Raw genomic sequence first — 14,211 nt, 5'->3', positions numbered from 1 at the left:
TCCTATGGTTGTATTCATTCTTCCAATGCTACAGCCCTGCAGGTTGCCCCCCGTGCCCCTTGAATTTTCAATGGAAGTACGGAAAATTTGACTCTTGGCTTTGTAATGGCACCCAGGTTGCACATTGCACCTAAATACATCACATCGGCGGAGTTTAAAATGTAGGGTGAAGGAAAATCTTCATACGCTTTTTCCATTGTATAATTTGCTAAATAACGTCTGGCTTCTATAGATGGGAAAGGACTTCTTTCCCAGGCGGGTTTGGAGCCCCATTCCAGAAGCTGATATTTTCTACCGCCTCCCCAATAGGGCACATCGGCACCCACTAAATCGGATTGATGGGCTTTCATAATTTCTACCAGCCTTTCAGCGCCTTCTTTGGAAACATGGGGGGCCGTCCGCGCATAATCATCACCTAATCTAACCCATCTTTCATCATCCCCCCAGCCGGTCCGGATCAATATTGCATCATGTTGACGGATCTCCACTTCCTTGAACGCCCTTTCGATATCCGATGCCATGATTTCATAGTTTGCCTCGCAGGGCAAATCTACTACAACAGCATCACGCATCATTAACGTTTCCAAAGGGAGTTCATGAACCTTTGGCGCATGAGGATCCTGCATGGCCCGAATCATTAATCTTGTTCCTGTTTCGGAAAACATGGTAATCATAGTAAGCTCATAGCCGTTATGCGAGTCCTTGGTAATCGCTTCCGTTTGAAAAGGCACATCCCACGCCCAAACATTGCCTACCGGCATATAATCGTATAAAGGTAAGGTTAAATCGATCCATTTTGCCATGATATTTTTCCTCCTAAAATGTATTGTGATTTTTAGAATCGCTAATTTAAATCTTTGATGGACTTAATAAGGTCGGCACCCAATTTCAATTCCCATTTGTCGTATACCGGCTTCACGGCATCTTCCCATGGCTTATAATCTTTGATTTCCGTGATGATCATTCCCTTGTCGATCAAAGCCTTTTTATTCTGTGCATCTGCATCCTTCTGAAGCTGCATGTAAACATCCGTAGCTTCGGCGAAAGCCTTCGTAATCGTTTCCTGCCGCTCTTTGGAGAGTGTGTTCCACCATTGCAAATTGGCGCCGACAATTTCAAAATTGTTAATATGGCGGGTTTCCGTTTTATATTTTTCACCTTCATAGAACTTCATGACAACCGTGTTGACGTAGGGATTTTCTTCCCCGTTAATCGTACCGGTTTGCAATGCCATATATACCTCAGGGTAAGGCAGCACCGTTACATTAGCTCCTAAAGCCGTTAGCGTGTCCTTTAACATTTCGTTCTCAAATGCACGGATGAGCAGTCCTTTCAAATCTTCCGGCTTATGCACCTCATGCTTCGTATTTCCGATATTCCGAAAGCCGACCGTCCAATAGCCCATACCGTGCACGCCATGAGCATTCAACAAGGATAAAAGTTCAGCGGACTGTTCGCTACGTACAAACTTGCTGATATGATCAAAATCTTTGAACATGTAAGGCATCTCGGGAACCAGCAGCTTCTGCTCAACGGTCCCGAAAGTAGACGTCGCCGCCATTTCAATTGTGCCGTTCATCACGCTTGTCATTAATTCGCGTGAACCGCCCAATTGCGAGGATGGAAATATTTTAACCTTGATTTGGCCATTCGTAGTTTTGTCCAAGAGCTCTGCAAATTTTTGTGCTGCCTTATGCTCGGGATGATCAACAGGCATCACATGACCAAAGCGGATTTCTATACTTTTATTGGCCGGCTCTTCTTTGCTTCCTGTAGAGGAGCCTTGGTTAGTGGCTCCGAAGCCGCAGCCCGTGACCATCAAGGAAATACTGAGAATGAGCAGCAAAACCATAGAAATTTTTCGTTTTTTTACCATGGCTGACACTTCCCTTTTTGAATGATCAGTCATTTTCTAAACTATAGCGCTTACAGCTTTATATGCTCTTTCATAATTTCCGCTGCACGGACCGGGTTGAATATGCCGCAGGTACAGGTTTTCATTAAGTATTCCCCTGCTCTTTCCGGCGTCATCTGCCCTAATCGAACGCTATCCAGCATTTTTTTCGAAAGATTGAAGCTTACCATTCCATGTCCGCACATGGTCGATATTTCCATCACCTCCTTGGACGGCAGTCTCTTGGTATTTCCGCTAAAGCCTAAGGAGTGCTCCACACTGTGACGGATGATTCCACATTGTCTTAGCATATGGTCGGCTTCATCATGCAGCGCATTGATGCAGATGGAGATTCCTAAATCCGCTGCTTTTAATTCCTTTATCACCTTCTCCAACTGCTCTACCGAGCTGAATACCGCATACGCATGCTCTTCCCCCATTCCTTCAACCATCCGCTTCCACTGCTGTAGCTGATCTGCAGTGGGCGCACCCTCGGCATACTTCGTGCTGTTCGACCGGTCCCTCAACAATTCTTTGAGAAAATGAGTCTTCGCTTCCGTATATTCACCGATTCCCATGTTGCTCGGCTTATGCTTCAGACAAATTTCTGCAAACCGTTTATGCAGCGGACCGCTTCCTTTCTTGTTGTATCCGGCTGCGGAATGGGTAAAGATTACCCAATCCCTTCTTAATGATTCCCGGCTTCCCTGCCGATGCATCGTGTTCGTCATACCGTTATCTCCTCCTTGTAGGATTTAGACAATGTTCTTTACATTCGTATTCTTATCGATGATAACCGCATTTTCTTTTTCCAGTATTCTTCCCAGACCCAGATTGATCTTTCCATTCAGACTCAAGCGAAAATTCGTTTGTTTCATCACTTCTTCATATGGGATTTCTCCGTTTTCTCCAGCCTTGGCATTGATATTAAGCGTAATGACGGTTTTCATATCAGCCGCCACCCGTTCGATCTCACTTAATACTTCAGGCACGTTTTCGGTTTTCACCAACACCTCCAAAATGCATGACATGACCTTTTCGTTAAGGACCGTAGGGTTTAAGAGACCTTTTTTGCGGTCGGTCATCAGCTGTGTAATCGGATTTTTCTCTTCAAACCGCACGTTTTTCAATGGGGCGAGCGCAGACGAAATCAATTCGACTTCATGAAAATAAGCACCGATATTCGGACGGCCAAATTCGATTAAGATTCCACATTCTCCGGGCTTTAATCTTCCGGTCACATCATTGGTTTTGATCTCTTCGGTTCCTCTTCCTTTCACATCGGTACTAATATGCTTGGCTGTCGGGTCGCTGAATACTTTACGAATGACACGAGGCCATTCCAACTCCGGTTGAACCAACGCCGAAGTCGGGCAGATATCAATCGGCTGATCATATCTGAGTTTGAAGAAGGAAAAGACCATTCTGGATAAACGAACCATCGTCGGATTCGCGTCTTCCGGCGTGGCAAACCGGATGCAAGCGCCGCACTCCACGCACGCCTCTTGATCGATCGTCGCAATGCCCTTACCATAGGCCCCTTTGACGTGAATGGCCTCCATCGGGCATGCAGCAACGCAATTCCCGCAGCCTACACATTTGCTGCTGTCAATCTTCATGCCAAACTCCTCCTTATATCATTATTATGTGTTAATGCCATGGTGGTTCTATGGCTAAAGCACGAGTTGGAGCACCTTCAAATCGTTCCAGCTTTATAGGCAAGCATATAAATTGGATACGATCCCTGGTTACGGAAGACATATTACATAAGTATTCAACCATTAAAATTCCCTGGTTTAACAAATAATAATGGGTGGGCATCTCTTTCAAAGGAACCTCCCCTTTGCGATCAATACATTTCAAAGGATAATCTTGTGGAAAATCGAAGCCCACAACCTTAGGATTCCTTTCTTTGAGCCAGATGGCCGCCGCCTCCGTCACATAAGGAGACTTTTCCCAGTAATCCTTGCCATAAGGGCTAAATTGCTTATCCCAGCATGTTTTAAGTAATATAATTTGTTCCTTCCTTCGTACATGCCGGCAATTCTCAAGATCTTCCACGGTAATCGGTTCATCGGCTCGTTTATAGGAGAGGTCCATCACTACAGCTTCTCCGCTGTAGGCATCGGGAGCCAAATGATCAATGGTCGCCTCTCCTTCTTTGCAATGTAAAGGCGTATCCACATGAGTGAAAGCATGCGCTCCCATTCGAAAGAAGGACGATCTAAAGCTATCTTTGGCCGCCACATCATGTTCTATTTTCCAGCGCCAATGGTCTCTGATCGTCATCGACAGATCGATCGTTCTCAAAAGTACGGCCTCCTTCGACATTTCGACTCATCCCGGGCTGCAGTTTGAAGTGGCAGCCCCCAGCTTAAATATGAACGATAACCAAACCCGATTCCACGGTGACCTCAAAGGTTTCCACGCTTTCTTCCCCCTCTTCTACCGTGACATCATACGTTTTGACCAAGCACTTGTGCGGATCAAAAATCGATTTACCGGTTTTGATGTCAAATTCCCACCCGTGCCAAGGACAGCGCAGGATTTCCCCTTCTCTTCCCCAATGAAATTGCTTAGGTTCCGAAGGAAAGGACATCCCCGTTACCATCCCTTGGCAAAGTGGAGCCGCATAATGGGGGCAAACATTTTTCAGCGCATAGTAAGATTTCTCTATATTGAAGATGCCGATGGAACGCCCTTCCAGTGTTATAATTTTGCGCTCTCCCGGTGGTAATTCGGATGCCTTGCAAATGACATGTCTTCCCATAGCAGCGGATCTCCTTTTCTTAAAACTTGTAGAACTGGTGGGCATTTTCGTATAAAATTTTGTTTTTCATTTGTTCCGGAACGATTCTAGGGAAAACTTGATCCGGTACATCGGTATCGTAATGCGGATAGTCGCTGCAAAACATCAACAGATTTTCGGCATCCATCATCTCGAGGTTCTGCAGCAAATGCTGGTCATTGGCCGGTCTTTCGAGCGGCTGCGATCCAAACCGCACATGGTCGCGAAGATACTGGCTCGGGAGCTTCTTGATCCAGGGAACTTCAAATCGGAACGATTTCCAATGGGAATCAAGCCTCCACATGATGCTTGGCAGCCAAGCGGTTCCCCCTTCCAGGGATACGACTCTTAAGCCGGGGAATCGCTCGAACACGCCTTCGGTCAACAAACTGACCAAATGAGAGATGTAGCCGCAGACCAATGTCGTGCCCCATTCAATGAAGTGCGTCGGAATCCCCGGTGTAAACAGGGCGCTTGCCGCCAGCCCGTCACTGCCCGGGTGGTACGCGTAAGGAAGTCCGTGACGTTCGCATGCCTCATAGATCGGCCAGTAATGCCTTTGTCCGAATGGAGCACGCGCTCCGGAATCTGCAATGACTTGAACGAAATGCGGATGGCCGGCCCAGCGTTCAATTTCCTTGACGGCCAAGCTCGGATCCTGGTGGGAAATCGCAATCGATCCTTTAAACAACCCGTCATGATTGTATTGGCTTAACCACGTATCATGGAGCCAATCGTTGTATGCTGAACAAATCGCTGCCGACAAGTCGGGATCCGGGTAATAATTCCCATAGGTCCAAGGATTCAAAATCGCCCGTTCGATTCCGAAAGGATGGATCAGCTGAGACCGCAAAAAATCGGGATCCGATCCGTTAGGGCCTCCTGAAGGCGGCCTAGCATCAGGCCGGACGACCGGGAACGGGTTATCGAATATTCCCCTTCCCCAGAAACGAAAAGCATCCCGGAAAGGCTGCTTCATGTAGCTTTTAATTTCATGAATGGAGACAGGTGCGACATGTACATCGCAATCGATCACCCCGGTTCGTTTCTGGCTCTTTTTTTCAGCTTGCAATGTTTGATTTTGTGTCATCATACAACCACCTCGAACAAAATTGTATTTTCTTTCATGATGATATCCAAAAGTACCGAGCCAGATAAATTACTTAAAAAACATATTCGGAATCCACAACGTCATCCCGGGAAAAACCATAACCAATATCAGCACAATCAATAAAATGGGGATAAAGGGCAATATAGCCTTCATCACTTCTTCTAATGACATATCTGTAATTTCGCTTACTGTAAAAAGTCCTAAACCAAACGGCGGAGTTGACAAGCCGATCATCAAATTGAGCACCATCATGACCCCGAAATGAACCAAATCAATGCCTAAGGCAGCGGCTACAGGCACGACGAACGGCGTCAAGATGATAAGCAAGGCTGTCGTTTCCATCACCATACCTAACAAAAGCAAAATAATGTTAATGATGACCAAGAACAAAAGCGGATTTGCCGCGTTCGCAGCCCATTCAGAAAGAATTATTCCAACTTCTTCCACAGTTAACACCCAAGAAAATGCAGATGCGGTCGAAATAATAAACAATACGACGGCAGAAGTCACAAGGGTTTCCATCAGTATGGATGGCAGCATGGACAACTTCAACTCTCGATAAACGAAAAACCCTAAAACAAAAGCATAAAATACAGTAAATGCGGCCGCTTCTGTAGGTGTAAATATGCCTAGTACGATTCCGCCTATGATGAGTACGGGAGTCAATATAGGAAAAAATGACACTATGAATTGTTTTTGGATTCTTCTCAGCGAAAAGGGCTCGGACTTGGGATAGTTTTTACGAAGAGATATATAATAAACCATTGCCAATAAGGCCAATCCGATAAGCAGACCGGGTATAATTCCCCCTAAAAAAAGCTTGCCTACAGAAACTCCCGCAATTCCTCCAAAAATAACCATCGGGATACTCGGTGGAATGATTGGCCCGATAGTCGCCGACGCACAGGTTAATGCGGCCGCAAATTTTTTGGGATAACCATGCTTCTGCATAGCTTCGACTTCGAGCTTCCCTAAAGCTGCGGTATCTGCAACCGCTGAACCGGATATCCCTCCGAAAATGACGCTCGCCACGACATTGGCATGTCCCATGCCTCCCGGAAGCGACCCTACAATGGCACCGGCAAAATTGTGTATCCGTTCGGAAACCCCCGACCTGTTCATAATGCCTGCCGCTAAAATAAACAAGGGAACGGAAACCAACAAGAACGAATCCACACCAAGCAGCATTCTTTCCACTACAATGGTATAGGGTACTCCCATAAGCAGTATGGCTGCGATCGTGGCAATTCCTAATGACAGAGCCAACGGCATGCCAATGACCGATAACCCGGCAAACAGTGCGATAAGTACGGTTAGAGTCATATATTCTTTATCCCTCCAATTGCTGTTCCTGTGCCATTCGTTTCTTGTTTTGAATGATCTGCTGCAAAAATCTTTGTAAGCAAAAAGGTCAATTCATGGATCAGCATCACAAAGGCGGAAACGGCAATCGGTACATACAGCCAAGCCGCAGAGATCCCGGACGCAGGAAGAACCTGCACGCTGGTAGAGGCGCTAAGTTTCATTCCGACGTTGAGAATAACAACGAGAAACGCAATCGACAGAACATTAATAATGAGGTCCAAGGCAACTCTTACACCCCCTTTGGTGCGCATATGGAGAAATACAAATTTGGCGTGCCCTCTTTGCTTATACACCACACTTGTACCCAAAAAAGTAGACCAAACAAACAAAATCCGCGAGTAATCATAAGAGCCCACAAAACTGATATCAAGTAAATATCTCAATGCTGCCGTTCCAAATACATTTGCAAACATCAGACTTAGCAAAACAATGGCCAGTATTCTGATCATCTTATCCAAAACATCGCTGAGAAATTTAAGTCCCATGGTTTCACTTCCTTCTTCAATGATAGCAGGATAGGTTCGGTCATTCGTTACGCTCGCTATTATCTAATCTCTTGAATGGACTTGATTAAATCCGCTCCAAACCTCGCTTCCCATTTGTCATATACCGGCTTCACGGCATCTACCCAAGGTTTATAATCTTTAATTTCCGTTATGGTCATCCCCTTCTCCATCAACGTTTTTTTGCTTGATTCCTCCAACTCTTTCTGCAACTGCATATACAGATCGGTTGCATCGTTAAAGGCTTTGGTGATGATATCCTGATCTTCCTTGGAAAGGGCATCCCACCATCTCAGATTGGCGCCGATAATATTGAAGTTATTCATATGCCGGGTTTCGGTTTTATATTTTTCACCTTCATAAAATTTCATGGCAACGGTGTTCACATAAGGATTTTCTTCCCCGTTAATCGTACCGGTTTGAAGAGCCATGTATACCTCCGGATAAGGCAATACCGTTACATTGGCTCCCAAAGCCGTAAGCGTATCCTTTAACATTTCATTCTCAAATGCGCGGATCAGTAAGCCGTCTAAATCTTCGGGTGAACTGACCGGACGTTTAGTGTTACCGATATTTCTAAATCCAACAGGCCAGTGCCCCATCCCATGTACACCATGAGGATTTAATAAAGATAAAAGTTTAGTAGTTTCCTCACTTTTGACGAACTTACTGACATGATCAAAATCTCTAAACATGTACGGCATATCAGTTAGCAGCATCTTCGGCTCAACTGTGCCAAACGTGGCTACGGCTACCATTTCAATACTGCCGTTCATCACACTGGTCATCAGTTCACGTGCACCTCCCAATTGGGAGGCCGGAAATAGCTTTACTTTGATTCGGCCGTTAGATTCCTTATTTAATGCTTCTGCAAATTTCTGTGCCGCTTTATGTCCGTGATGATCAATTGGCGCTTCGTAACCGTACCTAAATTCAATCTTTGGCTTTGAGCTGCCTTCCGCATTGGTTTGCAGGCTTTGGGGGGCCTGAGGATTAGAGCTGGTGCCGCAGCCTGCCACAACGACGGAAACGCTCAATATCAATGACAACATCAGGGAAAGCTTTTGTTTTTTCACGACCGCATGCACTTCCTTCATTGGATTGGTTAATGATGTTTCATTTCACACGAAATGACCTCAAACCTGCTCCTCCAAATTAATCATCACACTCTTTACTTGAGTGAAGCTATCAAGCATGCTCGCCAAAGAATACTCCCGTCCAATCCCGCTCTGTTTGTACCCCCCGTAAGCATGACCGATCATCATTCCCCCGCCCCGGTTGATTTGGATCCATCCGGATTCGATTTGGCTTGCGACTCGAATGGCCCGCGTGGTATCCTTTGACCAAATAAAAGCGGCTAATCCATAACTGCTGTCATTGATCATCCGAATAAGCTCGGCTTCATCCTCCCATGGAATGACAACGAGAACCGGCCCGAAAATTTCTTCCTTGGCAAGCTTCCAGTCATTATCCCGGCAAAGAAAAACTGTAGGTTCAAGATGATAGCCTTGAGAAAGCCGTCCCTCCTTCGGAGGCAGACCTCCCATAATCAGACGGGCATTAGGGTTATTCATCCCTTCTTCTATATAGGAACATACCGATTCAAATTGTTTTTTGTTAATGATAGCTCCCATATCGGTATCCTCTTCCAAGGGATCTCCAACCTTGAGAAGCTTCAATTGGTTTACCAATTTGCCGATGAATGATTCCGCGATGGAACTGTGCAGGTAAAGACGCGAGCCAGCTGAACACGATTGTCCCTGCCGGGCAAACCGCATTCCCGATATGACGCCCTCCGCTACTTTGTCGGTATCGGAATCCGGATACACAATCTGCGGACTTTTTCCTCCCAATTCCAACGAAACCGGTACAATGCGGTCAGCTGCGGAATGCATAATGAGCTTTCCGACTTCCGTAGAGCCGGTAAAGGTGAGTTTTCTTACCAATGGATGCTGGGCTAGAGGTGAACCACATTCTTGTCCTAATCCGGTGACAATGTTTAGCACTCCAGCAGGAAGAAATTGCGAGCAGATTTTGGCTATTTTCAATACGGCAAGCGGAGCGTCTTCAGCAGCTTTTAACACCATGGTGTTACCGGCAGCAAGCGCCGGTGCGAACTTCAATGCAGCTAAGGCCACCGGTGAGTTCCATGGAATAATCCCTCCGACCACACCTAACGGTTCGCGCTGCGTATAGGCAAGCAAATGTTGGTCGATAGGCATGGTATCGCCTCTTAATTCGCCGGCTACCCCTCCAAAGTACCGAATAAAATCAGCTGCGTTCTTGACTTCTGCTCTAGACTGCGTACGTATGGCATTACCGGTTTCCATAGAAAGCGTTCGTGCAATCTCCTCGATCTTCGCTTCAATCGCATCCGCCATTTTCATCAAGAGCTTTCCCCGTTCACGTGCCGGTGTATATCTCCAGCTTTCAAAAGCTTTAGATGCAGCCTTGACAGCAATCTCTATATCCGCAGCTTTTGCTCTTGGCACTTCAGCAATCACGGAACCTCTTTGTGCAGGGTTCTCAACGGGAATGAATTCCTCGTTAACACTGACCGTTTCTTTACCGTTAACCAACATAAGCTCCCTTGAATATGCACTCATTTCACAACATCCTCTCTGTAAAATTTTATATAGTAAGCGCTTTCATTGTGCTAGAATATATATTGTTTATCATCACTTCCTCCTATGGGATTAACGATGTGTCTTGGCAACCACGAACAGTATCGGCCCGGCACATAAAATAAGCACCGGTAATGGGGCAGCCAAATGCGATTAAGATTCCTCATTCAACCGGACTGCGTCTTCCGGTGATATCGTTGGTCTTGATCTCTTCGGTGCCTTTACATCGGTGCTAATGTGCCTAGCTTTCAGTTTATAAATGGTTAAAATTGCATCCCCCTTTCCAAATCACCTTTGGAATGGGCTTCTACCGCGGCAATGGCTTTACTTGCATCGCGCACTCTAAGCGCATTTAAAATCTCCCGATGTTCATTAATAAAGTCCAATTTATTGGACGCCTTAAACAAGGCAGTGGCCCTATATAACAGCAGAAGCGACCGGGTTTGACTCAGCAGCTGAACTAGCCTCTTGTTTTCGCAGCAGTTGATAATATGGTCGTGAAATTGAGCATTATATTTCAAAACCTCCAAATAATCTTCCGGATTCGCGCTATGATATTCCGCCTGCTCCAGAAATCCCTCCAAGATTTTAATGTCCTCATCCGTAATATTCTTCAAAGACAGCTTAATGATCTCTCTTTCCAAGATCAAGCGGCAGTGGCAAAGCTCTTCAAAATCCTTCACATTCAATTCTACAATCGTAGTGCTAACACCATCCGAAACTACTAAACCTTCTTGCTGCAATTGACGAATCGCTTCCCTTAAGGGTGTACGACTGACTTGAAATTGCTCGGCCAAAATATTTTCGCTAATTTTGGTTCCCGGGGTAAATTTCCCCGTCAGGATCGCTTTTTTGATTTCGTTATATGCTTGCTGGTACAACGGAATTTTTCTTGTTAAAGGTGTCGTCGTCGTTAAATCCATATTCATTCCTTCTTTCAACCACGGTAATGATAAGCGAAATCAACTCTTTTCAATATAGTATTTACCATCCACCATCCTGTATACAGGTTTGATTATAAGGTAATATTCTGAATATTGTCAATTATTTATTTTTATGAGATAGTGAGCTGGTTAACCCCAAACCTCGTATGATGCGGCAATGCAGGATATGTACAAAAAAAGCTATGGAAGCATGCCTTTATCCCAGGCACTACCACCCATAGCCTCTTACACTCATGATTAGTCTTATAGTAAGCGGCTATATTCCCCCTACTACACCGCATTCGGCCCTTTAATGCCGATGTTGATGCTCATGCTCCGTACAGTTTTTCAAATCATGGAACAATGACCTTAACTGATCGTCAGTAAGTATGTTCTTTTCGATCAGCAATTGTTCTAATGCCTTTTCCCAGTGCTCGTAGTAATATTTTTCGGTTTCATGATTCGGATTATTTTTTTCCGCTTTGGTGATTTCTTCAATTAATTTATCCCTAAAATCATTCCAATCATATATCCCCTTCTGATGTAACGCCAATGCGATAGCAAAGATTTTGCCCTCCCACGGCTCTTGAAAAACAAGCTCGCCGTTTTTGCGGGGCAGCGAGCTTTTACCTTCCATATGAGATATATAAGATGGGGCTTCCACTTGAACTCACCCTCCTGTCGTTTATTGATCGACTGTAACTTTAGCCACTCCGATTAATGCATCTCTTGTGATCAGCTTCACTAATTGTTCTTCCGTCATGTTCTCCGTACCCTGCGGCCGCTCAGGCAGAACCATGTAACGTGTTTCCGCCAAGCTGTCCCATACACGGATCCCAATGGTTTCATCCAGCTCCAAACCAAACTCTTTTAAAACCTCCCTCGGCTCAATGACGACTCTTGAACGGTAGGCGTTGCTTTTATACCATGTCGGCGGTAATCCCAATACATTCCATGGATAGCACGAGCATAGAGTACAAACGATCACATTATGTACTTGGGGGGTGTTTTCCACCACTACAAATCTGGTGTTCTGCAAATTTTTAATGCCGCATTCCACCAGCGTTTGTGTGCCATCCTCGAGTAATCGCGCTTTAAACACCGGGTCGCTCCAAGCCCGTGCAGCTAATTTAGCCCCGTTCAACGGACCAATCTGGTTCTCAAAAAGATCGATTAAACCATCCAATTCCTTCGTTGTGATTAATCCCTTTTCCAGAAGGATCGATTCCAGCGCTTGAACTTTATATTCAATTTCGGTCATTTCCCTGGCATGATGATGGCTGTGATGGTCGGACATCGTCGTATCCCCTTTCATAATGAATTGCCGGCCGGTTCCAAATAGCTCTCCCACAGATCGATCAGGACTTTATCTTTTTGCGGCGTATGCGGCCCCCATAACTCGGAAGCTTCAAATTCAACAAGATATACAGGTTCTTTTATCGCTTGCTCCGTATAAATATTAGTTTCGGGGAGTTTGTAATCCCCTTCGATTTCCTTTACCGTCCCGTACTTCCCTTTGGCATATCCGGGAAGACGAATATGGCCCTTCGAATGGATCCGCTTCGTCTTGATTTTATCTCCAGGCTTGAACAATGGCGATGGTTTGTTTGCAGGTTCAACCACAGTTTGAGCATTTTCCGGCGAGCGTTTTAATAGAGTCAAAGTATCCAACAAATCCTGTTTTTCATCAACGAATAGTATTCTTTTCATTTCGTTAATTTCATCTTCGCTCAATACATTCTTCTCTAGCAGCAAGATCATTAATGCCATAAACCATCGTTCATAGTAGCTTATGGATACGTAATAATCAGGCCTGACTCTTTCAATCGCATGCCGTACCTCATCTAATTTAATGACTTTATTTTTGTCCAGGCAGACCATCATCGCCCGCATTTTCCGTTCCCAATCCGCATGAAAAACAGGTTCATCCTCTTCGCGAATAACGGGTCCGAACCCTTGCATACCTCCCATATCATGAACGCCATTCATCATATGACATCCCTTCTGTTTATGTGATTTTCCCAAAATGAAAACGCATTCAAACTAAACAATAACGAGATTAGGAAAATGAATCCAAGAAACAACCTTAGTAAAGGCTGTTTCCTGGTATCGAGGCATATCACCTCACTTAAACACGCGGCTTCGGCACAATGCTTCATTATTATGCTTTATAACCGAAGGATCCGGATACCTCTTTCATCATCTTTAACAAATACTGGCTGGTTACATCATCGATTTGCGTTGGGATCGTATGGGAAAAGCCGACAACAACGATCACCGAAAGCAATCGCTTTTCGAAGTTAAACACCGGTATCGCAATAGAGGATATACTCGGGACCAGCGGTTCCTTCGCAAAGGATATACCGTGTTCGCGGACAACCAGGATTTCCGATTCCAGATGCCGCCTCTGCTCCTCATCAAACTTGGCCAGCTGCTGCTGTTTCCATTCCGAAATGAGATGCTCCTCCATAAAAGCTGCAAAAACCTTGGCCGTTGCCGACGTAATCGGAAGAAACGTGCCGATTTGAGCACCGATGTTAAGCCCCTGCAGACTATTGATAATTCTAACTACCATCGGTCCGTTATGGGACCAAGTGGTCAGCAGCACCGTGTTTTTGCAGGTTCGGTTGATTTCCTGAAGAAAAGGCGTCACCCGCTCGACCATGTTCTCCTGATTGATCGCCTTCATTCCGTACTCGACCAGCTTGCTCCCGAGAGAATATAAGCCGGTTTCCTTATCCCGATAAAGCATGCCAATTTGCGTAAGTGTATTTAAATACTTATACAGATTGCTTTTGGTGATTTTTGTTTTTTCGTATATCTCGTTGAACTTTAGTGGTTTCTCATAAGAAGCGACTAATTCAAGTATCTCATTGCCAATCTGCAAAGACTGAATTGTTGTACTTGTTTTGGAAGCAGGCATATTAGACAACCCTTCTGTAATTGACCTATGTATACAATATAAAATAATCATATCCAATGATCAATATTCCCAACATGGTT

The 14,211-nt window shown here is 45.1% G+C and carries 16 protein-coding genes; all 16 read right to left on the bottom strand.

Annotated elements, in window-relative coordinates:
• Nucleotides 1–14: 14 nt before the first annotated feature.
• Complete coding sequence (locus ACZYR9_RS08260; protein ID WP_488977988.1) at nt 15–803, bottom strand: cyclase family protein; 789 nt, start codon at nt 801–803, stop codon at nt 15–17.
• A gap of 41 nt (nt 804–844) precedes the next feature.
• Complete coding sequence (locus tag ACZYR9_RS08255) at nt 845–1,876, bottom strand: TRAP transporter substrate-binding protein (RefSeq protein WP_488977987.1); 1,032 nt, start codon at nt 1,874–1,876, stop codon at nt 845–847.
• Between the two features lie 50 nt (nt 1,877–1,926).
• A complete protein-coding gene (locus ACZYR9_RS08250; RefSeq protein WP_488977986.1) occupies nt 1,927–2,625 on the bottom strand; it encodes a hypothetical protein in 699 nt (232 codons plus the stop codon).
• Between the two features lie 24 nt (nt 2,626–2,649).
• Complete coding sequence (locus ACZYR9_RS08245) at nt 2,650–3,513, bottom strand: 4Fe-4S binding protein (protein WP_488977985.1); 864 nt, start codon at nt 3,511–3,513, stop codon at nt 2,650–2,652.
• A 31-nt stretch (nt 3,514–3,544) separates the two neighbouring features.
• Nucleotides 3,545–4,204 carry a cyclase family protein gene (locus ACZYR9_RS08240; RefSeq protein ID WP_488977984.1) on the bottom strand — a complete coding sequence of 220 codons (660 nt, stop codon included), beginning with the start codon at nt 4,202–4,204 and terminating at the stop codon, nt 3,545–3,547.
• Between the two features lie 64 nt (nt 4,205–4,268).
• A complete protein-coding gene (locus tag ACZYR9_RS08235) occupies nt 4,269–4,664 on the bottom strand; it encodes a Rieske (2Fe-2S) protein (protein WP_488977983.1) in 396 nt (131 codons plus the stop codon).
• Nucleotides 4,665–4,683: 19 nt separating this feature from the next.
• The gene (locus ACZYR9_RS08230; protein ID WP_488977982.1) at nt 4,684–5,772 is read right to left on the bottom strand and encodes an amidohydrolase family protein; all 1,089 of its coding nucleotides are present in this window, start codon (nt 5,770–5,772) and stop codon (nt 4,684–4,686) included.
• Nucleotides 5,773–5,841: 69 nt separating this feature from the next.
• Entirely contained in the window at nt 5,842–7,116 is a 1,275-nt protein-coding gene (locus ACZYR9_RS08225) for a TRAP transporter large permease (RefSeq protein WP_488977981.1), read from the bottom strand.
• A complete protein-coding gene (locus ACZYR9_RS08220; protein ID WP_488977980.1) occupies nt 7,113–7,643 on the bottom strand; it encodes a TRAP transporter small permease in 531 nt (176 codons plus the stop codon). Before ACZYR9_RS08220 ends, ACZYR9_RS08225 begins: the two co-directional genes overlap by 4 nt.
• Before the next feature lie 59 nt (nt 7,644–7,702).
• The gene (locus tag ACZYR9_RS08215) at nt 7,703–8,737 is read right to left on the bottom strand and encodes a TRAP transporter substrate-binding protein (protein ID WP_488977979.1); all 1,035 of its coding nucleotides are present in this window, start codon (nt 8,735–8,737) and stop codon (nt 7,703–7,705) included.
• Between the two features lie 60 nt (nt 8,738–8,797).
• Nucleotides 8,798–10,267 carry an aldehyde dehydrogenase family protein gene (locus ACZYR9_RS08210; protein WP_488977978.1) on the bottom strand — a complete coding sequence of 490 codons (1,470 nt, stop codon included), beginning with the start codon at nt 10,265–10,267 and terminating at the stop codon, nt 8,798–8,800.
• A 281-nt stretch (nt 10,268–10,548) separates the two neighbouring features.
• Nucleotides 10,549–11,208, bottom strand: coding sequence for a GntR family transcriptional regulator (locus ACZYR9_RS08205; RefSeq protein ID WP_488977977.1), 660 nt, complete (start codon nt 11,206–11,208; stop codon nt 10,549–10,551).
• 310 nt (nt 11,209–11,518) lie between these two features.
• Nucleotides 11,519–11,872: a nitrile hydratase accessory protein gene (locus tag ACZYR9_RS08200; protein ID WP_488977976.1), complete on the bottom strand. Its 354-nt coding sequence runs from the start codon at nt 11,870–11,872 to the stop codon at nt 11,519–11,521.
• Between the two features lie 21 nt (nt 11,873–11,893).
• Nucleotides 11,894–12,505: a nitrile hydratase subunit alpha gene (nthA, locus tag ACZYR9_RS08195; protein ID WP_488977975.1), complete on the bottom strand. Its 612-nt coding sequence runs from the start codon at nt 12,503–12,505 to the stop codon at nt 11,894–11,896.
• 14 nt (nt 12,506–12,519) lie between these two features.
• Nucleotides 12,520–13,200, bottom strand: a complete 681-nt coding sequence (nthB, locus tag ACZYR9_RS08190) for a nitrile hydratase subunit beta (RefSeq protein WP_488977974.1) — start codon at nt 13,198–13,200, stop codon at nt 12,520–12,522.
• A gap of 169 nt (nt 13,201–13,369) precedes the next feature.
• The gene (locus ACZYR9_RS08185; protein ID WP_488977973.1) at nt 13,370–14,131 is read right to left on the bottom strand and encodes an IclR family transcriptional regulator; all 762 of its coding nucleotides are present in this window, start codon (nt 14,129–14,131) and stop codon (nt 13,370–13,372) included.
• Between the last annotated feature and the right edge of the window lie 80 nt (nt 14,132–14,211).

The sequence above is a fragment of the Paenibacillus sp. F024 genome (assembly GCF_057814255.1).
This window is presented reverse-complemented; position numbering and strand designations above follow the sequence as displayed.